19 protein-coding genes and 1 tRNA gene are annotated in these 18,641 nt (G+C 63.7%); 12 read left to right on the top strand and 8 right to left on the bottom strand.

The window, feature by feature from the left end; all coding sequences use genetic code 11:
• Nucleotides 1–301 precede the first annotated feature (301 nt).
• On the bottom strand, nt 302–1,006 hold the full coding sequence (locus A4R29_RS24475) for a hypothetical protein (RefSeq protein ID WP_244506865.1): 705 nt from the start codon (nt 1,004–1,006) through the stop codon (nt 302–304).
• A 361-nt stretch (nt 1,007–1,367) separates the two neighbouring features.
• Here A4R29_RS24475 and A4R29_RS24470 point away from each other — a divergent pair.
• The 10 genes from A4R29_RS24470 to A4R29_RS24425 all read left to right on the top strand — a co-directional run bounded on the left by A4R29_RS24470 (nt 1,368) and on the right by A4R29_RS24425 (nt 11,049).
• Nucleotides 1,368–1,457 (top strand) — tRNA-Ser (locus A4R29_RS24470).
• Between the two features lie 112 nt (nt 1,458–1,569).
• The gene (locus A4R29_RS24465; RefSeq protein WP_013529641.1) at nt 1,570–1,794 is read left to right on the top strand and encodes an alkylphosphonate utilization protein; all 225 of its coding nucleotides are present in this window, start codon (nt 1,570–1,572) and stop codon (nt 1,792–1,794) included.
• A 260-nt stretch (nt 1,795–2,054) separates the two neighbouring features.
• Nucleotides 2,055–2,357, top strand: coding sequence for a DUF982 domain-containing protein (locus tag A4R29_RS24460; RefSeq protein WP_013529642.1), 303 nt, complete (start codon nt 2,055–2,057; stop codon nt 2,355–2,357).
• Between the two features lie 451 nt (nt 2,358–2,808).
• Nucleotides 2,809–2,898: a K(+)-transporting ATPase subunit F gene (locus A4R29_RS24455; RefSeq protein WP_032808122.1), complete on the top strand. Its 90-nt coding sequence runs from the start codon at nt 2,809–2,811 to the stop codon at nt 2,896–2,898.
• 20 nt (nt 2,899–2,918) lie between these two features.
• Nucleotides 2,919–4,622 carry a potassium-transporting ATPase subunit KdpA gene (gene kdpA, locus A4R29_RS24450; protein WP_063173079.1) on the top strand — a complete coding sequence of 568 codons (1,704 nt, stop codon included), beginning with the start codon at nt 2,919–2,921 and terminating at the stop codon, nt 4,620–4,622.
• A 7-nt stretch (nt 4,623–4,629) separates the two neighbouring features.
• Complete coding sequence (locus A4R29_RS24445; RefSeq protein ID WP_063173078.1) at nt 4,630–4,845, top strand: hypothetical protein; 216 nt, start codon at nt 4,630–4,632, stop codon at nt 4,843–4,845.
• Nucleotides 4,842–6,935, top strand: coding sequence for a potassium-transporting ATPase subunit KdpB (gene kdpB, locus A4R29_RS24440; RefSeq protein ID WP_063173077.1), 2,094 nt, complete (start codon nt 4,842–4,844; stop codon nt 6,933–6,935). The genes A4R29_RS24445 and kdpB overlap by 4 nt, the downstream gene beginning before the upstream one ends.
• Before the next feature lie 74 nt (nt 6,936–7,009).
• Nucleotides 7,010–7,576 carry a potassium-transporting ATPase subunit KdpC gene (gene kdpC, locus A4R29_RS24435; protein ID WP_063173076.1) on the top strand — a complete coding sequence of 189 codons (567 nt, stop codon included), beginning with the start codon at nt 7,010–7,012 and terminating at the stop codon, nt 7,574–7,576.
• Nucleotides 7,577–7,630: 54 nt separating this feature from the next.
• The gene (locus tag A4R29_RS24430; RefSeq protein WP_063173075.1) at nt 7,631–10,360 is read left to right on the top strand and encodes a sensor histidine kinase; all 2,730 of its coding nucleotides are present in this window, start codon (nt 7,631–7,633) and stop codon (nt 10,358–10,360) included.
• Entirely contained in the window at nt 10,357–11,049 is a 693-nt protein-coding gene (locus A4R29_RS24425; RefSeq protein ID WP_063173074.1) for a response regulator transcription factor, read from the top strand. The genes A4R29_RS24430 and A4R29_RS24425 overlap by 4 nt, the downstream gene beginning before the upstream one ends.
• A gap of 15 nt (nt 11,050–11,064) precedes the next feature.
• On the opposite strand, the gene A4R29_RS24420 is transcribed toward A4R29_RS24425, so the two are convergent.
• From A4R29_RS24420 to A4R29_RS24390, 7 genes are all read right to left on the bottom strand, one after another.
• Complete coding sequence (locus A4R29_RS24420) at nt 11,065–12,501, bottom strand: MFS transporter (RefSeq protein ID WP_063173073.1); 1,437 nt, start codon at nt 12,499–12,501, stop codon at nt 11,065–11,067.
• Nucleotides 12,502–12,723: 222 nt separating this feature from the next.
• On the bottom strand, nt 12,724–13,206 hold the full coding sequence (locus A4R29_RS24415) for a DUF992 domain-containing protein (RefSeq protein WP_063173072.1): 483 nt from the start codon (nt 13,204–13,206) through the stop codon (nt 12,724–12,726).
• 90 nt (nt 13,207–13,296) lie between these two features.
• Nucleotides 13,297–13,773 (bottom strand): DUF992 domain-containing protein, encoded by a 477-nt coding sequence (locus A4R29_RS24410; RefSeq protein ID WP_024502781.1) that lies wholly within the window; start codon nt 13,771–13,773, stop codon nt 13,297–13,299.
• 209 nt (nt 13,774–13,982) lie between these two features.
• Entirely contained in the window at nt 13,983–14,825 is an 843-nt protein-coding gene (locus A4R29_RS24405) for a tetratricopeptide repeat protein (RefSeq protein WP_013529652.1), read from the bottom strand.
• A 138-nt stretch (nt 14,826–14,963) separates the two neighbouring features.
• The gene (gene rpsU / locus A4R29_RS24400; RefSeq protein WP_013529653.1) at nt 14,964–15,242 is read right to left on the bottom strand and encodes a 30S ribosomal protein S21; all 279 of its coding nucleotides are present in this window, start codon (nt 15,240–15,242) and stop codon (nt 14,964–14,966) included.
• A 177-nt stretch (nt 15,243–15,419) separates the two neighbouring features.
• Nucleotides 15,420–15,806, bottom strand: a complete 387-nt coding sequence (locus A4R29_RS24395; protein ID WP_063168976.1) for an SET domain-containing protein — start codon at nt 15,804–15,806, stop codon at nt 15,420–15,422.
• 111 nt (nt 15,807–15,917) lie between these two features.
• On the bottom strand, nt 15,918–16,676 hold the full coding sequence (locus tag A4R29_RS24390) for an SDR family oxidoreductase (protein ID WP_024502779.1): 759 nt from the start codon (nt 16,674–16,676) through the stop codon (nt 15,918–15,920).
• A gap of 269 nt (nt 16,677–16,945) precedes the next feature.
• Between A4R29_RS24390 and A4R29_RS24385 the strand changes: the two genes are divergently transcribed.
• Nucleotides 16,946–18,199: a sarcosine oxidase subunit beta gene (locus tag A4R29_RS24385; protein WP_013529656.1), complete on the top strand. Its 1,254-nt coding sequence runs from the start codon at nt 16,946–16,948 to the stop codon at nt 18,197–18,199.
• A complete protein-coding gene (locus A4R29_RS24380) occupies nt 18,199–18,639 on the top strand; it encodes a hypothetical protein (RefSeq protein WP_013529657.1) in 441 nt (146 codons plus the stop codon). Before A4R29_RS24385 ends, A4R29_RS24380 begins: the two co-directional genes overlap by 1 nt.
• Nucleotides 18,640–18,641: the final 2 nt, after the last annotated feature.

The following is an 18,641-nucleotide window of genomic DNA, read 5'->3' as shown; positions in this document are numbered from 1 at the left end:
CCTCCTCCGGGCTGGTCCTCTCCCGAGGGGCTTTTCAGAGATAGAATGCGCATGGCTGGATCGCAATCGCCATACGCGAATTTGCAGACTCCAAACTCAGGTCAACGGGAGGGCCGGACGACAGTCGGTCGGGTCGCTTTTCATTGACATGTGAGGGCAGCTATGCTAATAATTTCGGTATGGCGTTGACTTGCGCCGATGACCCGCCGCACAGGCGGGTTTTTGCGTTTGGTGGCCGCAAACCGACTTGCCGGCGAAGTCTTCAAAGACCGTGTGAACCCGGATTTGTTGCCCGCGCGAATTATGCGGCCGGCTTCCTTTTGTGCCGGTGGACACGCCAGACAGCAAAAACGCCGCCGCCGATGGCGCCGATCACCAGACCGGCCAGGCCGGTGAACACGGCGAAATAGCCGCAGGCGCCCTCGAAACAGCTCATCTCGGTGGCATCGGCGATCACCGAGCCGATGGCGAATCCGCCCACGGCGCCGATGACCGCGCCCAGGACGATGCCGAGCAGCGCGGCGATGACCGAGACGAAGGCCGATGGGCTCTCGGTTTTCGGATTGACATAAACGGCATCGGCTTCGGATCCATGGCGCAACAGATAGATGCAGAGCGCGCCGATGGCGATTTCGGCGCCGGTGATGACAAGCGCCTGGCCCGAGAAGACGAATCCCGGCACCGTAGGGGCATAGGCATGGATGACCAGCAGCCCGACGATTATGGCAATCTGCCAGATCGTGAACTGGCGCGGGAAGCGGGCCGAGCGGCCGAAGGCGAGGCCGAGCAGGTAAAGCCCCCATAGGATGGTGACGATGTCGACGACGAGCCCGCCATAGATAAGGTAAAGCATGCTGTCTGGCAGGCCGGTGGCGCCGACCGCGGGCCAGACGGAGATCAGGCCGTAGACCGACCACGCCATGACGAAGACAAGCCAGCCCACCGGCACGAAGGACAGCCCGCTGTCCGGCCGCCTGACTGGCGTCTGTCCATTGCTCGATGTCATGTCCGCACAATGCCCTCGCAAAGCCTCGGCACCCGACAGGCAACTCCGGGGGAAGTCAAGGGCGGCCGTCCCTGCGGTCCTGCCTGTGCACACCATTGCAGCGGCGGCGGCCGCAAAAACGGGCATGCCGGCGGCCTCGTGAAAGACTGTGTGGCCGGCAAAGCGAATAGACTGCCGTTATGGCTTGGCATTCGCCGTCGGATCGACTAGATGAGCCCCGCGCCTGTTGCTTCGACGGCTCAGGTGCAGGGGAAGGCGTTTGCTGGTTGGCGACGCCGATGGCGAAAGTTCCGTCTTGCCCCAAGGGAGGTGCATCTCCCCAACCCGCGCGGCAAAACCGGCCGACGCGACATGCATGGACGGAGAGGTGGCCGAGTGGTTGAAGGCGCACGCCTGGAAAGTGTGTTTACGGGAGACCGTAACGCGGGTTCGAATCCCGCTCTCTCCGCCATCCTGCTTCGCTCTACGAGCTTCGCAGGACAAGCCCGAGCCTTTGCGCGAAGCAGGGCGGTAAACATCCCGCCGCGCTCTGCCCTTGAAACCTGCCAATCACAGGAGATGGCATGCCGAACGATGTAATCGTGCGCGACAGCAATGGCGCTCAATTGAATGACGGCGATTCCGTCACGCTGATCAAGGACCTCAAAGTCAAAGGCACTTCGGAAACGATCAAGCGCGGCACGTTGGTGAAGGCTATCCGCCTGAACGGCAATCCCGGCGAGATCGAATGCAACACCAAGCAAGTGAAAGGCCTGGTGCTCAAGACCGAGTTCGTGAAGAAGGCGTGAGCGTCAGGGCGGCAAGCGATCTCGATGGCTCCCTCGGGATTTTGGAGAGCCTGCCGTCGCCAAGTGGAAGCGGAGCCGTTGAGCGTCCGGCACGCGATCGTTGCGCTGCGAAATTGATAATTTCGCCGACCAGGCACAATCAAAAAACCGCCAAGACCCAAACCTGGAACCTCCGGCCTCATTGCGCGTTTCACGGCGTCCCGTTCGCGGATCCGCCCGGATATCTCTCCAAGCGCGCAAAAAAACCAGGAGCCCGCTTCATGCACGACAAGCTGTTTCATTCCCCGGTCGCACTCTCGGTCGGCCTTGGCTTCAAACGCGAGATTGCGTCGCTGGCGGAAATGCACGACTTCCTCACCAATTGGACGACCTCCCGCCGCGGCCCGCTCTACCGCAACGCGGTGGAAGCATGTGAACTCGCCATCCCAGGCTATGTGACCATCGAGCAGGCCCGCCACGCGCTCGTCCAGTTTGCGCAAGCTTCTTGTATCCTGTGGCCGGACCTCGAGCCGGTGGCGGGCGTGCACGCCGTTGCGCGTGGCTATGGCGGCTACGCCGCCTGAAGATCGATGCCCTCCGTGGCGGCTAAAGCCACACCACCATAGAAGGCCCGGCTGGCCCCAGCCGGGCTTTCCCGTTTCCGGCAGCTCGCAAGCAAATCGCAATCCTGTGGCCGGCCGCCTGCCTTGCGCGACAATCCCTGCGTGGAGTGTTTGGGAAGAGCCCGCGCAAAAATCTTTATGAAATTCCTATTTCTTTCCACTGCGCCCCGTCTCGAACCTTTATGGCGATCGGGTCCATATTCCCTTCAGAAAACACATTCGGTTTCGTCGCCAAAGATGCGACGGGACACTTTCGAGATATTGCGAACTCTCCTGTCAAATTCGCAAAGTACAAAAGAACAAAAGGAATAACACAATGGATATATCCGTTATCGGGATCGGAATTTTGTTCTTCACCCTTTGTTTCGCCTACATCAAAGCTTGCGACGCGCTCTAGAGCGAGGCTGAGAAAATGATCGTCGACTATATTCTCGGTGGCGGCGTGACGCTGTTCCTGCTCGCCTACCTGACCTACGCGCTCGTTCGTCCAGAACGCTTCTGAAGGCACGGAAAGCCACAGCCATGACACTGAACGGTTGGATACAGATCCTGGTCTATTGCGGGATCGTGATATTGCTGGTGAAGCCGCTCGGCGGCTACATGCACCGCGTCTTCGACGGCGACCGGACGCTGCTCTCGCCCCTCTTCGGCCCGCTCGAGCGCGGGCTGTACCGTGTTTGCGGAACCAGCGAACGGGAGGAACAGCACTGGACCACCTACGCGGTCGCCCTGCTGCTCTTCAACCTCGCCGGCTTCCTGGTGCTCTACGCCCTGCAGCGCCTGCAGGGCAGCCTGCCCTACAACCCGGCCGGCATGACAGCGGTCGAGCCTGGGCTCGCCTTCAACACCGCCGCCAGCTTCATGACCAACACCAACTGGCAGAACTATGGTGGCGAGAGCACGATGTCCTATCTCGTGCAGATGGCCGGGCTGACGGTGCAGAACTTCGTTTCGGCGGCCACGGGCATTGCCATCGCCATCGCGCTGATCCGCGGCTTTGCCCGGGCTTCGGGCAAGTCGATCGGCAATTTCTGGGTCGATATGACCCGCTCCACACTCTATCTGCTGCTGCCGTTCTGCGTCGTGCTGACGCTGGCCTATGTCTGGCTCGGCATGCCGCAGACGCTGGGCGCCTATGTCAACGCCACGACGCTCGAAGGCGCGCAGCAGACCATCGCCGTCGGCCCGGTCGCTTCGCAGGTGGCCATCAAGATGCTCGGCACCAATGGCGGCGGCTTCTTCAACGCCAATGCCGCGCACCCGTTCGAGAACCCCGACGCGATCTCCAACCTGATCCAGATGGTGTCGATCTTCGCCATCGGCGCCGCCTTGACCAATGTCTTCGGCCGCATGATCGGCAACCAGCGCCAGGGCTGGGCGATCCTCTCGGCCATGGGCGTCATGTTCATCGCCGGTGTCGCCATCTGCTACTGGGCGGAAGCCGCCGGCAACCCGCTGGTGCATGCGCTGGGCATCGACGGCGGCAACATGGAGGGCAAGGAGACACGTTTCGGCATCGCCTTGTCGGCGCTGTTTGCCGTCATCACCACGGCCGCTTCCTGCGGCGCTGTCAACGCCATGCACGGCTCGTTCACGGCGCTCGGCGGCATGATCCCGATCATCAACATGCAGCTTGGCGAAGTCATCGTCGGCGGTGTCGGCGCGGGCCTCTATGGCATCCTGATGTACATCGTCGTCGCCGTCTTCGTCGCCGGCCTGATGGTCGGTCGCACGCCCGAGTATCTCGGCAAGAAGATCGAGGCCAAGGAGGTCAAGATGGCGATGCTGGCCATACTGTGCCTGCCGCTGGCGATGCTGATCTTCACGGCCATCGCCGTCGTGCTGCCGACCGGCGTGGCGTCGATGGGCAATGCCGGCCCGCACGGCTTCTCGGAGGTCCTCTATGCCTACACGTCGGCGGCGGCCAACAACGGGTCCGCCTTTGGCGGCCTCAGCGGCAACACGCCCTGGTACAACATCACCATCGGCATCGGCATGCTGATGGGCCGCTTCCTGGTCATCATCCCGGCGCTGGCCATTGCCGGCTCGCTGGTGGCGAAGAAAACGGTTCCGGCCTCCGCCGGCACCTTCCCGACCGACGGCCCGCTGTTCGTCGGGCTGCTGGTCGGCGTCATCCTGATCGTCGGTGGCCTCACCTTCTTTCCCGCGCTCGCCGTCGGGCCGATCATCGAGCACCTGGCGATGGCTCACGGGCAGACCTTCTGAGGCCGCCATGTCGTGGTTCAATGCCATGCGCCGCAAGGTCGCCCACAGGGACGATCACGGAAAGGAGGAGGGACCTCCTCCTTTCCCGACCCTGTCGACGTTTCTCGGCCTTGCGGCAGTCATGCTCGTCCTCTGGCTGCTGGCCTACGGGCCGCCCCATCTCTTTTCGGCATCCGATCATCCGGTGCCGTCCAACAACACCGAAGCCGGAGCTCCAAAATGAGCAACTCGAAATCAGCCAGCATCATGGATGCCAGCATCCTGGTTCCCGCCATCGGCGGCGCCTTCCGCAAACTCGACCCGCGCACGCTGGCCAGGAACCCGGTGATGTTCGTCGTTGCCGTCGTCTCGGCGCTCACCACCGTGCTGTTCGTCAAGGACCTGGTCTCCGGCGGCGGCAATCCCGGCTTCACGCTGCAGATCATCATCTGGCTTTGGTTCACCGTGCTGTTCGCCAACTTCGCCGAAGCGGTCGCAGAAGGCCGCGGCAAGGCGCAGGCGGATTCGCTGCGCAAGGCACGCACCGAGACCAAGGCCAAGCTTTTGACCGGTGAAGACCGCACCAAATACAAACTTGTGCCCGGCACCAGCCTCAAGGTCGGCGATGCCGTGCTGGTCGAGGCCGGCGACATCATCCCGTCCGACGGCGAAGTGATCGAAGGCGTCGCTTCGGTCAACGAGGCCGCGATCACGGGCGAATCCGCGCCGGTGATCCGCGAATCCGGCGGCGATCGTTCGGCGGTCACCGGCGGCACGCAGGTGCTGTCCGACTGGGTTCGCGTGCGCATCACGGCGGCTTCCGGCCACACCTTCCTCGACCGCATGATCTCGCTGGTCGAGGGTGCGGAGCGCCAGAAGACGCCGAACGAGATCGCGCTCAACATCCTGCTCGTCGGCATGACGCTGATCTTCGTGCTGGCGACCGCGACGATCCCGAGTTTTGCTTCCTATTCGGGCGGCTACATTTCGGTGACCGTTCTGGTGGCGCTGTTCGTCACCTTGATCCCGACCACGATCGGGGCGCTGCTTTCGGCCATCGGCATCGCCGGGATGGACCGCCTGGTGCGATTCAACGTGCTGGCCATGTCGGGTCGCGCCGTGGAAGCCGCAGGCGACGTCGACACGCTGCTGCTCGACAAGACCGGCACGATCACGCTCGGCAACCGCCAGGCGACGCAGTTCCGCCCGGTCAAGGGCGTCACCGAACAGGAACTGGCCGACGCGGCCCAGCTTGCCTCGCTCGCCGACGAAACGCCGGAAGGCCGTTCCATCGTCGTGCTGGCTAAGGAGAAATACGCCATCCGCGCCCGCGACATGGCAACGCTGCACGCCACCTTCGTGCCCTTCACAGCACAGACCCGTATGAGCGGCGTCGACATCGATGGTTCGTCGGTGCGCAAGGGCGCCGTGGATTCCGTGCTTGCCCATGTCAACCAATCGACGGTCGCAGCCCATGCCACGCGGCCCGGCAGCGATACCGTCAGGGATCTCCAGGCCATCGCCGACGAGATCGCCAAGTCCGGCGGCACGCCGCTGGCGGTCGAACGCGACGGCCGCCTGCTCGGCGTCATCCACCTCAAGGACATCGTCAAGGGCGGTATCAGGGAGCGCTTCACCGAACTGCGCCGCATGGGAATCCGCACGGTGATGATCACCGGCGACAACCCGATGACGGCGGCGGCCATCGCTGCGGAAGCCGGCGTCGACGACTTCCTCGCCCAGGCCACACCGGAGGACAAGCTGAAGCTGATCCGCGACGAACAGGCCAAGGGCAAGCTGGTTGCCATGTGCGGCGACGGCACCAACGATGCGCCGGCCCTCGCGCAAGCCGATGTCGGTGTCGCCATGAACACCGGCACGGTCGCCGCCCGCGAGGCCGGCAACATGATCGATCTCGACAGCGATCCGACCAAGCTCATCGAGATCGTCGAGATCGGCAAGGCGCTCTTGATGACGCGGGGCTCGCTGACGACCTTCTCGATCGCCAATGACGTCGCCAAGTATTTCGCCATCATCCCGGCGATGTTCGCCGTCTTCTACGTCGCACCGGGACAGACGACCGGCCCGCTGCAGGCACTCAACGTCATGCATCTGGCGACGCCGCAGAGTGCCATCCTGTCGGCCATCATCTTCAACGCGCTGATCATCATCGCGCTGATCCCGCTGTCGCTGAAGGGCGTCAAATATCGGGCCATCGGCGCCGGCGCGCTGCTCAGCCGCAATCTTCTCGTCTACGGCCTCGGCGGCCTCATCGTGCCTTTCGTCGGCATCAAGGCGATCGACATGATCGTCACCGCGCTTGGCCTCGCTTAACTCTTTGTTTTAACGCAATTCCCTAGGGAAAACCGCTTCACACTTTTCCTGGAATTGCTTTGAGGAACATCTCCATGCTCACCCAGATAAGACCCGCGATCATCATGATCGTCTTCTTCACGGTCCTGACCGGCCTGATCTATCCCCTGGGCATGACCGGCATCGCCCAGGCGCTGTTTCCGCGGCAGGCCAATGGCAGCCTGGTCGAGAGGGACGGCAAGATCATCGGCTCCGAATTGATCGGCCAGGGGTTTGCCAGCGACAAGTATTTCCACGGCCGCCCCTCGGCTGCCGGCGACGGCTACAATGCAGCCGCCTCGAGCGGCAGCAATCTCGGCCCGACCAGTCCCAAGCTGATCGACCGCATCAAGGGCGACGCCGAGAAGTTGAAAGCGGAAAACCCGAACCAGCCTGTTCCGATGGATCTGGTGACGACGTCCGGCAGTGGCCTCGATCCCGACATCAGCCCGGAAGCCGCCTACTTCCAGGTCGCCCGGGTGGCCAAGGCCAGGGGCATCGAGGAAGCCAGGGTCAAGGCGCTTGTCGATGCCCAAGTCGAGGGCAGGGAACTCGGCTTCATGGGCGAGCCTGTGGTCAATGTGCTCGGTCTCAACCTTGCGCTGGACGTAGCGAAAGAGTGAATGGCGGCGGCCGGGGATCGACAGTACCCCCGGCGCCATCCATGATCGATCCCGATGCCTGACGACAGAAGCAGCGACACCAGACCCTCGCCCGACGCACTGCTTGACCATGCCGAGCGGGAGGGTCGCGGCCGGTTGCGGATTTTCCTCGGCGCGGCACCCGGCGTCGGCAAGACCTATGAGATGCTGATGTCGGGCCGCGCCAGGCTGGCCGACGGCGTGGATGTGGTGATCGGCGTCGTCGAGACGCATGGCCGCAAGGAGACGCTGGCCCTGGTCGAGGGCTATGAGGTCATTCCCCGCCGCAAGGTCGACTACAAGGGGCGTATCCTCGACGAGATGGATATCGACGCCATCCTCGCCCGGCGCCCGGCGCTGGTTCTTGTCGACGAGCTCGCCCACACCAACGCGCCCGGCAGTCGCCACCCCAAGCGCTACCTCGACGTCCAGGAGATCCTGACGCACGGCATCGACGTCTATACGACGCTCAACATCCAGCATGTCGAAAGCCTGAACGACGTCGTCGCCCAGATCACCAAGGTCAGGGTCCGCGAGACGGTTCCCGATTCCATCATCGACCAGGCCGACGATGTCGAGATCATCGATCTCACCCCCGACGACCTGATCAAGCGGCTCGAGGAAGGCAAGGTCTATTTCCCCAACACCGCGCAGCGCGCGATCGAGAACTATTTCTCGCCGGGCAATCTGACGGCGCTCAGGGAACTGGCGCTGCGCCGCACCGCGCAGCGTGTCGACGACCAGTTGCTCATCCATATGCAGGCGCACGCCATTCCCGGACCGTGGGCGGCAGGCGAAAGGGTCCTCGTCTGCCTCGACGCGCGACCTGGAGGAGCGGCCCGCGTGCGCTATGCACGCAGGCTGGCCGACCGGCTGCGTGCGCCGTGGACGGCGCTGCACGTCGACAGCACGCGCTCGGCCAGCATGCCCGAGGATGACAAGGACCGGCTGGCGACGAACCTGCGCCTTGCCCAGCAGCTTGGCGCCGAGGTGACGACCATTCCGGGTCAGAATGTGGCGCAGGACATCGTGCGTTATGCGACAGCGAACAATTTTACCCATATCGTCGTCGGCAGGCCGACCCGGTCGCGCTGGCGCGAATTGATCGAAGGCTCGCTCACCTACGATCTCATCCGCAATGCCGGCGATATCAGCGTCCATGTCATTTCGGGAAGCGAACGCGGCACCGAGGCGGCGTCGCGGAGCGTCAAGGCGGCCGACGAGCAGTGGCAGTTCGAAATCCGGCCCTATCTCAAGGCGACGGCCTTTGTCATCGGCTCGCTCGCCTTCGCCGTCCTTCTCGATCAGTTTCTCGACGTTCGCAATCTGGCGATCATTCTGCTCATCGGGGTGCTGGCATCGGCGGTGACCGGCGGCCTGTGGCCGGCTCTGTATGCTTGTTTCGTCAGCGCCCTTGCTTTCAATTATTTCTTCCTGGAGCCGCGCTATACGCTGACGATCAGGGATCCGGAGAGCATCGTCGCGCTTGGCGTCTTTCTCGTCGTTGCGGTCATTGCCAGCAATCTGACGGCGCGCGTGCAGCGCCAGGCGGTCGCCGCCCGCTCGCGGGCGCGGGCGACCGAGGATATCTACCTCTTTTCGAAGAAGCTCGCCGGCGCCGGGACGCTGGACGACGTTCTCTGGGCCACCGCCTTCCAGATCGCCTCGATGCTGAAGCTGCGCGTGGTGCTGCTTTTGCCGGAAGACGGGACGATCACCGTCAAGGCCGGCTATCCGCCTGACGACACGCTGGCCGAAGCCGACATCGCCGCCGCCCGCTGGGCCTGGGAGCATAATCGTGCCGCGGGTCGCGGCGCCGACACGCTTCCGGGCGCCAAGCGCCTCTATCTGCCCTTGCGGACAGGACGCACGCCCATCGGCGTCGTCGGCCTCGACAACGACAAGCAGGGACCGTTGCTGACGCCCGAGCAGCAGCGGCTTCTCGACGCACTGGCCGACCAGGCGGCAGTCGCCATCGAGCGTATCCAACTGGTCGCCGACGTCGACCGGGCCAAGCTCGCCGCCGAGGCGGACAGGCTGCGCTCGGCGCTGCTCACCTCCATTTCCCATGATCTGAAGACGCCGCTCGCCGCCATCATGGGCGCCGCCGGCACGCTGCGGGATTTTTCAGCAGCACTTCCCGAACCGGATCGGGCCGAACTGCTGTCGACGGTGCTCGACGAATCCGAGCGGTTGAACCGCTTCATCGCCAATCTGCTCGACATGACCAAGATCGAGTCCGGCGCGATGGAGCCGAACTACGCCTTTCACTATGTCGGCGACATCGTCGGCTCCGCCCTGCAAAGGGCCAGGAAAATCATCGGCGAGCACAAGATCGAGACGGACATCCCCAGGGATTTGCCGATGTTGAAGGTCGACCCGGTGCTGTTCGAGCAAGCGTTGTTCAATCTTCTCGACAATGCGGCGAAATATGCCCCGGCCGGCTCGACGATCCGCGTCCAGGGCTGGACCGACAATGGCTCCGTCCTGCTGCAGATTATGGATGAAGGGCCGGGCATTCCTCCCGGCGATCTGGAACGGATTTTCGACACCTTCTACCGGGTGCGCAAGCGCGACCAGATCCGCGCCGGCACCGGGCTCGGCCTGTCGATCTGCCGCGGCTTCATCGAGGCGATGGGTGGCACGATCACGGCGGCAAACCGGACCGACGGTTCGGGCGCGGTCTTCACCATCAAAATGCCCAAGCCGGCAAATCCGCCCAATTTCGACGCTTCGAATACCGACGATGTGGGTGACCTGGCATGACAAACTCGAACGTCAGGATACTGGTCGTCGATGACGAGCCGCCGATCCGCAAGCTGCTGCGCGTCGGCCTCGGCAGCCAGGGCTACGCGATCAGCGAGGCGCCGAATGCCAGGGCGGCCATCGAGCTGATGGAGGCGGAGAAGCCGGACCTCGTCCTGCTCGACCTTGGCCTGCCCGGCATGAGCGGCCATGAGTTGCTGCGCAAATGGCGCGACGACGGCCTCCACATTCCGGTGGTCATCCTGTCCAGCCGGACCGACGAGGCCGGTATCGTCCAGGCCCTGGAGCTCGGCGCGGACGACTATGTCACCAAACCCTTCGGCATGAACGAACTGGTCGCACGCATCCGCGTGGCGCTCCGCCACAAGTTCCAGCAGCAGGGAGAGAAGCCGATTTTCCAGACCGGCGATCTCAGCGTCGATCTGGTCAAGCGCATCGTCAAGGTCGAGGGCAAGGAGGTAAAGCTGTCGCCGAAGGAATACGACATCCTGCGCATGCTGGTGCAGCACGCCGGCAAGGTGCTGACCCACCATTTCCTGTTGAAGCAGGTCTGGGGCGACTCGACCGACGTGCAGTATCTCAGGGTCTATGTGCGGCAGCTCAGGCAGAAGATCGAGAAGAGCCCCGACCAGCCGCGCTACATCACCACCGAGACCGGCGTCGGCTACCGCCTGCGCGAGGTCGAATGAGCGGGTTGGGCGCTTCTAGCCAGTAGCTTCCAGCTGCTGGCCAAGCGGCTTGGAAACCCGCAAGGCCGCGAGACAGCCGACAATGCCGAGCGGGACGAAGGCAAGAAACAGCCAGGACGCGACATTCGCCGCCGCGTCGTGGTTCAAACCTTGCGAAAAGCCGCTGGCATTGGCGACGATGCCGGCAAGGGCTGCACCCACGGCGTAGCCGATGCGCTGCATGGTCGGCACCGCCGCCGAGGCGATGGTCTGCTCGCTCTTCGGGGCGGAGGCGACGATGACGCGTGTCAGGAACGGCCAGGCGATGCCGAAGCCGCCGCCTTGCAACAGGGCACAGATCAGGATGAGCGGGATGGAGCCCAGGGGTATCGTGTAGGCAAAGCCGGCGATGCCGGCCGCGATCATCACCGCGCCGCCGATGATGATCAGCCGCTCGCGCCGCGGCGGCGCGTTGGCGACCAGGATCGACAGGATCGACCAGGCGATCGATTCGGCGGCGATGATGTAGCCGGTGGTCAGCAGCGGAATGTCGTGAAGGCTGGTCAGCAGCAGCGGCCCGTAGACGCCGAAGGAACAGGTGGCCACCGAAAAGGCGGCAACCATGGTCATGCCGGCGCCGACCGGCGTGCGCCATGAGAACAGCCGCGCCGGGAACAGCCGCGAAAGCGGCTTCAGCGCGTCGATGGTGAAGAACAGCAGCAGGCCGATGAGGCCGAAGGCCATCAGCAGCGAAGAGCGCAGCAAGGCGATGTCGACGCCGGCCGAGGCGATCAGCACCACGGCAACGGTAAGGCAGGCAAGGGCCGCGAACGGGAAGGGCGGCGCCCCGCCTGCGCTCGCCTTCGGCCTCGTCGCCTCCGGCGTGTCGAGCACGATGAAACTTGCCAGCGCCATGGCTGCGCCGCCGAGGGTGAAGATGCCGAAGGCCCAGCGCCATGACAAAAGCTCGGTCATGATCGCGCCGAGCAATGGTCCGCTGAAGGCGGCGACGCCCCAGATCGCCGACATGATGCCGAAAAGCTGCGGCCAGATGGCGCGCGAGAACAGTCGTTCGACCGAGACGAAGGCCAGCGACACCAGCGCACCGCCGCCAAGTCCTTCGATCAGGCGGCCGGCGAGGAACAGTTGCATGGAAGGCGAGGTGGCGCAGATCAGGGCGCCTGCTGCGTAGAGCAGGGCTGCGACCACCATGTTGGTGCGCAAGGGGACATAACTCACCAGCCGTCCGGCGGCCGCGCCGGCAACGATGGCACCGAGTTCGTAGATCGCCAGCGACCAGCCGACGAGCTGCACGCCCGCCAGTTCGCCGACCATGGCCGGCATCACCGTTGCCACCATCGTCTCGTTGGTGGCGTGCAAGAGGATGCCGAGGCTGATGAAGCAGAAGCGCGCCAGGTCGCCGCTTGCCCATAATCCGCGCCAGTCGACCTTGTTTGTGCTGATCCCGGTCATTTCCACCCCTGTCTTGCATATCTCGACGCCAGCGCAGGACGCCAGAAGCCAGTACGGCTTTCCGGCAGGACCATGCGGTTCGACAGCGCCGGATCGGGCGCCGCATCGAGGCGTTGTTGCGTTCGGGGCAGGCTTGTAAAACCTCAACCGGGGTTGAGCTCAAGCGGTTTTTTGAGGACCGTTCGCGCGGCAGCCTTTCCGATTGGCGGGTTCGTTGCGCGATCAGTTCTCGGTGCTGCGCAGCTGGAACTGGCTGACGCCGATCGCGAGGTTCATGCCGGTCTGCGTCTGCAAGCTGAGCGGCTGCAAGGTGAAGGCCTGAGCGGAGCCGCCGACCAGGAGATTGGCGCCGGCGCCGACGGCGGCCGTCACCTCGGCGCTGGCGCCGATGTAGTCGCCGGCCAGCGCACCCGGCGCGTAGATGTTCTTCAGCGGCGTCAGCACGATCCACTGCATGACCGTCTGCTTCGTCGTGCCGATGTCGAGGCCGTATTTGTTGACGGCGCCGAAATAGGCTTCCGGCGCGAAGCTCTTGTCGGCGGGGTTGAAGGTGCAGCTCAGATCCTTGCTCGAGCCGAAGATGAAGCCGGTGCCGCCGCCAATGGCACAGTCAAGCGTGCCGAGTTCTACGCCACCGTCCTGCGCCTGCGCTGCTCCGGCAAACACGGTAGCGAATATGGCAGCAGCAATGGCTGTCTTCAGCATGATGGTCCCTCAAAAATCAACGGCGCGGAACCATCCTATCTGGTTCCGCGCCGCGGGGTGAGGGGTCATGGAGCGCACGGCTCCATGCGATCACTTGAATGAATGGATCAGCTGGAGCGAGGTCACGGCCACGGCAAGGTTGACGCCGGTCTGCGCCTGGACGCTGAGCGGCTCCAGCATGAAGGCGCTGTCCAAGCCGCCAACCAGCAGATTGGCGCCGCCGCCGGTCACCACGCTCGCCTCGGCGTTGACGCCGTAATAGCTGCCGGCGAGATCGCCTCCGTCACGGTCCCGGGTCGCAGCCAGCACGGCCCAAACGAGCTGGCCCTGATGCGTCTGGCCGACATCGAGGCCGATCTTGGAGATGACGCCTGTGTAAACCTCGGACGGCCCGTGATGATGAGGCCGGAAGACACAGGACACGCCCTTGTTGGAAGCGACGATATAAGCGGTGCCGCCGTCGATGGTGCAATCGAGCGTGCCGAGTTGCAGCTTGCCGGCGCTGGCTGGAGCCACCGCGAACATCGTCGTGGCGAGGGCAGCGGCGCAGGCGAGTTTCTTGATCATGGGAGGGTCCTTTCGCAAATTGCTTTTCGATAACGGCTTGGGAGGCCAGACCGTTCCGCTGAAAACTTGGCGCGATCAAGGCAGGGGCCGAAAGCCTCCTGCCGGGGTTAATGCGCGGTTGCGAAGTGCGTCTTTTCGGACACGCCAAGGATCCCGCGGCATTTGGATGTCACGCGGATTTGTATGGGAAGCGTTTGCCGAAACCGAGATCAGCTGACGCGGGCGAGGCCATCCTTGGCCGGCTGGTAGGTCGGGTCGAGGCGAACGGCTTCCTTATAGGATTTCGCGGCTTTCGCCTTGTCACCGCGCCGCTCGTAGATCAGCGCCTGGTTGGCCCAGGCCTCGGCGTTCTTGCCGTCGAGCTTGATCGCCATGTTGAAATCGGAGAAGGCGTTGTCCTCGTCATTGGTCGCCAGATAGGAGAGGCCGCGGCCGTTGTAGGGCTCGGCGGCGTCCGGCGCCAGCGAGATGGCGGTCGAGAAATCCTCGATGGCGAATTTGTGCTGGCCCTGGCTCTGATAGATCAGGCCTCGATTGTGGTAGGCGCGCGCGTCGGTCGTATCGAGCTGGATCGCCTTCTGAAAGTCGTTGAAGGCGTCCTGGGTGCGACCCGCCTTGCGGTAGAGATTGCCGCGGCCGATATAGGCGGCGTCATAGTTCGAGTTGATCTGGATCGAACGGTTGTAGTCCGCGAGCGCGGCTTCCTGGTTGCCGAGGAAGCGCTGGATGAGCGCACGATTCGAATAGGCCTGGAAGAAATTCGGATTGAGCTGGATGGCTTGATTGAAATCCTTGAGCGCCGCCTGGTACTGACCGCCACGGCCATAGGCCGAGCCGCGCACATTGTAGCCTTCGGGATCCTGGGGATTGCGCTGGATGACCGCCGACAGCGAGGAAATGTTCTCGCTCGAGCCTTGCGCCTTGTCGATGTTGTTGAATTCACCGGTCGGGCCCGCCGTTTGGCAGCCGGCAAGCGCCAGTCCGGAGAGCAGGGCCGCTGTCAGGGCGAAACCACGCAATGCGGTCCCGCGCTCCACGCTCGTTGCGTTCATGTCTGCCCTGTCCTCACTTCAAGCCGCGTCGTTCAGATCCGGCTCCCCCTCCGGACCGGTCACATCAAAACAAAAAGGTGGCGGCGATTCCACATCGCGCCACCTCTGATATCCTTCGAAAAGGACGAAAAATTGGCGTTAGAACCGCGGCGGACGCGGAGCGCCAGCTGCACCACCAGCGGCGCCGGCAGCAACAGGGCGCGGCGTCATCGGCAGCAGGCCTTCGCGCTGGGCGCGCTTGCGGGCCAGCTTGCGGGCGCGGCGAACGGCTTCAGCCTTTTCGCGGGCGCGCTTCTCGGACGGCTTCTCGTAGTGACCGCGCATCTTCATTTCGCGGAAAATGCCTTCGCGCTGCATCTTCTTCTTGAGAGCGCGAAGCGCCTGATCAACGTTATTGTCGCGGACGAGTACCTGCACGGGCAATCCTGTCTTTCGGGTTTGATATCAACAGGCAAGCGATCATAGCCGCTAGCCTCCGCGGCGGTTTACACCACGAATTGTGGCGGCTGATAGCAGAATCATGCCGCGCTGTCCACAGCGGAAATGAATTTGCGGTGTCAGCCGCAGTCTGTTTGCCTTGAGATAAGGAGCCGACTAGGCCGTCGCGAGGTGCAGCCGCTCGAAATCCTCGAAGAACTCGCCGTAGTCGCAGGTGATCTCCTCGCCCACGGCGATGTCGCGGGTGGCGGTGGCCCCGCCATATTGCGAAAAATCCGTATTCGGATTGCTGGAATGGTTCATGAAGCGGCCATTGTCGACTTCATAGACCATGAAACCTGGCCGGTCGGGGCTGGGATAGGCATAGCGGTCGAGCAGTTCCCTGAGATGCGGGGGGGCCGCTTCGTATTTGTCCATGGGGACCAGTCGGTCGAAATCCGGATCGAGCCGCCAGATCGAAGCCCCTTTCCTGATCGGCTCCGCAGCGAACACGCCGACGCCTTCGATCGCACTCGCAGTCACATAGGTTCTGATCAGCAACATGGTTCCAGACCCCGCTTTTGGACAGAAACGGAATCGCCAAATCGCGGCAAAAAATCAAGACCGGCCGTCTGCCTGGCGGCTATGAACATGCATTCCGGACGCGAAAAGTCTTCACGTCCGGTTGATCGACACGCCGCCATCGGCAAACAGAGCGGCTCCGGTGGTAAAGCTCGAGGCATCGGAGGCGAGATAGAGCGCCGAACGGGCAATCTCCTCCGGCATAGCGACACGCTTCAAAGCATGCAGGCCTTCGACGAAGGCCCGTGATTCCGGAGTCTTGAAGGTTGCCGCCGGCGTGTCTGTGCCGCCGGGCAGCAGCGCGTTGACCCGCACGCCTTTCGGGCCGTATTCGGCGGCAAGCACCTGTGTCAGTCCGATCAGGCCGGCCTTGCTTGCGGCATAACTGGTCATGCCTGGCATGCCGACTGTGTGGCCGACGAAGGTGGAGGTGAAGATCAGCGAACCACCGCCACGCTCGACCATTGCCGGCACCTGGTATTTGGCGCCGAGAAACGCGCTGGTGAGATTGGTGTCGAGCGTCTCGCGCCAGCCTTCCAGCGGCAATTCGGCTATCGGTCCCATCAGGCCGACAGCGCCGGCATTGTTGAAGGCGATGTCGAGCCCGCCGAATTTTTCGACCGCCAGATCGACAAGGGCCTTTGCGTAGGCTTCGTCGCGGACATCGCCCGCAAGCGCGATGGCGATGCCGTCGGCATCCGCGATTTCGGCGACAAGCGCGTCGAGCTCGGCCTGGCGGCGGGCGGCGACGATGACCTTGGCGCCTTCCTCGGCAAAGAGTTTTGCCGTGGCGCGGCCGATGCCGGAACTGGCGCCGGTGACGATGGCGACCTTGTTGGCGAGTGCGAACATTTTTGCATCCTTTTCTTCGCGCCGGCTTGGCCGGCAGTTGGGATGCTTGGTCGCAGATCGAGGCAAAGCGAGCCACCCGATACCCGCCAAGATGCTGGAAAGCGCCGACGCGCCGGATGCGTCTTTTTCACCACGGCGCAAAACGGCAAGCGCCGTCGCAAACAGCGCAAGGGTGGAAGCGCTGTTTCGCTAGTGATACACCTCGCGCGCCGGGACCGAATGAACGCCGGCCGCCATTCGCGAAGCCTTTTTGGGGCGAGGTTGGGACGTTGAAGAAATATTCGGTATTCGCCATCGCCCGTGAAGCCATGCGCGGCCACAAGGGCTGGGAAGAACAGTGGTCCTCGCCCGAGCCCAGGAAAGAATACGACGTCATCATCGTCGGCGCCGGCGGCCATGGCCTGGCCACCGCCTATTACCTCGCCACGGTTCACGGCATCACCAATGTCGCGGTGCTGGAAAAGGGCTGGCTCGGCGGCGGCAACACAGGCCGCAACACCACCATCATCCGCTCCAACTATCTCTATGACGAGAGCGCCGGCATCTACGACCATGCACTGAAGCTGTGGGATGGGCTGAGCCAGGAGCTCAACTACAACGTCATGTATTCGGCGCGCGGCGTCATGATGCTCGCGCACAATGTGCACGACGTGCAGGTGCTGAAGCGCCACGTGCACGCCAACCGGCTGAACGGTATCGACAATGAGTGGCTGACGCCGGAGCAGGCGAAGGAATTCTGCCCGCCGCTCAACACCTCCAGGGATGCGCGCTATCCGGTGGTCGGTGCGGCGCTGCAGCGGCGCGGCGGCACGGCGCGCCACGATGCGGTTGCCTGGGGCTATGCGCGCGGCGCCTCGGCGCGCGGCGTCCATATCATTCAGAATTGCGAGGTCACCGGGGTCAAGCGGGCGGCCAATGGCGCGGTTTTGGGCGTCGACACGACGCGCGGCTTCATCGGTGCCAAGAAGGTCGGCGTCGTTGCCGCCGGCCATTCCTCAGTGATCATGAACATGGCCGGCGTGCGCATGCCGCTGGAAAGCTATCCGCTGCAGGCGCTGGTGTCGGAACCGGTCAAGCCGGTGGTGCCCTGCGTGGTGATGTCGAACACGGTGCACGCCTATATCTCGCAGTCCGACAAGGGCGAACTGGTGATCGGCGCCGGCACCGACCAGTACGTCTCCTATTCGCAGACCGGCGGCCTGCACATATTGCAGCACACGCTGGACGCCATCTGCGAGATGTTCCCGATCTTCACGCGCATGAAGATGCTGCGCTCGTGGGGCGGCATCGTCGACGTCACGCCCGACCGCTCGCCGATCCTGGCCAAGACGCCGGTGCCCGGTCTTTATGTCAATTGCGGCTGGGGCACGGGCGGCTTCAAGGCGACGCCGGGCTCGGGCCATGTCTTTGCCCACACCATCGCCAAAGACGATCCGCATCCGATCAATGCGCCCTTCACCATCGAGCGCTTCCGCACCGGCCGGCTCATCGACGAGGCGGCGGCGGCGGCGGTGGCGCACTGATGATGGCTGGGATGGCTGTCGCGATGCCGCTGATTCTGGCGGGGGAACACGTGCTGGCGGGGGAACGGGGCATGTTCCATTTTCCGTCGGCTGACGAAGTGCGCACGCAACCGATCAGCCGCACCGGCAACGAGACCGTCTGGCCGTTTTCGGTCGACGACGGCACGCTGGCCTGCGTCTGGAGCGGCGGCCAGCGGGTGGTGATGTTCTTCGAGGGACGTCCCGAAGGGCTTGACGAAGACGAGACATTCCAGCCGCGTCAAGTCATCGTCACCACCGATCCGATGCAACTCACTCTCGGCAACATGGCGTCGCGCGATCTGTTTCGTCCCGCTGCAAGCGTGGAGGAACGCATCCGGCTCGTCGCGCCGTTCGCGACCCTGGGACAGAAGCTTTGCGATCAACCGGCGGGCGCCCGCGTCGGCCACGGCGAATTGTAGGA

The sequence above is a fragment of the Mesorhizobium ciceri biovar biserrulae genome, from assembly GCF_001618845.1.
GTDB lineage: Bacteria > Pseudomonadota > Alphaproteobacteria > Rhizobiales > Rhizobiaceae > Mesorhizobium > Mesorhizobium ciceri.
Note: the sequence above shows the minus strand (reverse complement) of the source record. Positions and strands in the feature narration are given on the sequence as shown.

Excerpts from the sequence above, each read along its gene's own strand:
- A4R29_RS24475 (WP_244506865.1), bottom strand. The coding sequence starts at position 1,006 with ATGACATCGAGCAATGGACAGACGCCAGTCAGGCGGCCGGACAGCGGG.
- A4R29_RS24465 (WP_013529641.1), top strand. The coding sequence starts at position 1,570 with ATGCCGAACGATGTAATCGTGCGCGACAGCAATGGCGCTCAATTGAAT.
- A4R29_RS24460 (WP_013529642.1), top strand. The coding sequence starts at position 2,055 with ATGCACGACAAGCTGTTTCATTCCCCGGTCGCACTCTCGGTCGGCCTT.
- A4R29_RS24455 (WP_032808122.1), top strand. The coding sequence starts at position 2,809 with ATGATCGTCGACTATATTCTCGGTGGCGGCGTGACGCTGTTCCTGCTC.
- kdpA (WP_063173079.1), top strand. The coding sequence starts at position 2,919 with ATGACACTGAACGGTTGGATACAGATCCTGGTCTATTGCGGGATCGTG.
- A4R29_RS24445 (WP_063173078.1), top strand. The coding sequence starts at position 4,630 with ATGTCGTGGTTCAATGCCATGCGCCGCAAGGTCGCCCACAGGGACGAT.
- kdpB (WP_063173077.1), top strand. The coding sequence starts at position 4,842 with ATGAGCAACTCGAAATCAGCCAGCATCATGGATGCCAGCATCCTGGTT.
- kdpC (WP_063173076.1), top strand. The coding sequence starts at position 7,010 with ATGCTCACCCAGATAAGACCCGCGATCATCATGATCGTCTTCTTCACG.
- A4R29_RS24430 (WP_063173075.1), top strand. The coding sequence starts at position 7,631 with ATGCCTGACGACAGAAGCAGCGACACCAGACCCTCGCCCGACGCACTG.
- A4R29_RS24425 (WP_063173074.1), top strand. The coding sequence starts at position 10,357 with ATGACAAACTCGAACGTCAGGATACTGGTCGTCGATGACGAGCCGCCG.
- A4R29_RS24420 (WP_063173073.1), bottom strand. The coding sequence starts at position 12,501 with ATGACCGGGATCAGCACAAACAAGGTCGACTGGCGCGGATTATGGGCA.
- A4R29_RS24415 (WP_063173072.1), bottom strand. The coding sequence starts at position 13,206 with ATGCTGAAGACAGCCATTGCTGCTGCCATATTCGCTACCGTGTTTGCC.
- A4R29_RS24410 (WP_024502781.1), bottom strand. The coding sequence starts at position 13,773 with ATGATCAAGAAACTCGCCTGCGCCGCTGCCCTCGCCACGACGATGTTC.
- A4R29_RS24405 (WP_013529652.1), bottom strand. The coding sequence starts at position 14,825 with ATGAACGCAACGAGCGTGGAGCGCGGGACCGCATTGCGTGGTTTCGCC.
- A4R29_RS24395 (WP_063168976.1), bottom strand. The coding sequence starts at position 15,806 with ATGTTGCTGATCAGAACCTATGTGACTGCGAGTGCGATCGAAGGCGTC.
- A4R29_RS24390 (WP_024502779.1), bottom strand. The coding sequence starts at position 16,676 with ATGTTCGCACTCGCCAACAAGGTCGCCATCGTCACCGGCGCCAGTTCC.
- A4R29_RS24380 (WP_013529657.1), top strand. The coding sequence starts at position 18,199 with ATGATGGCTGGGATGGCTGTCGCGATGCCGCTGATTCTGGCGGGGGAA.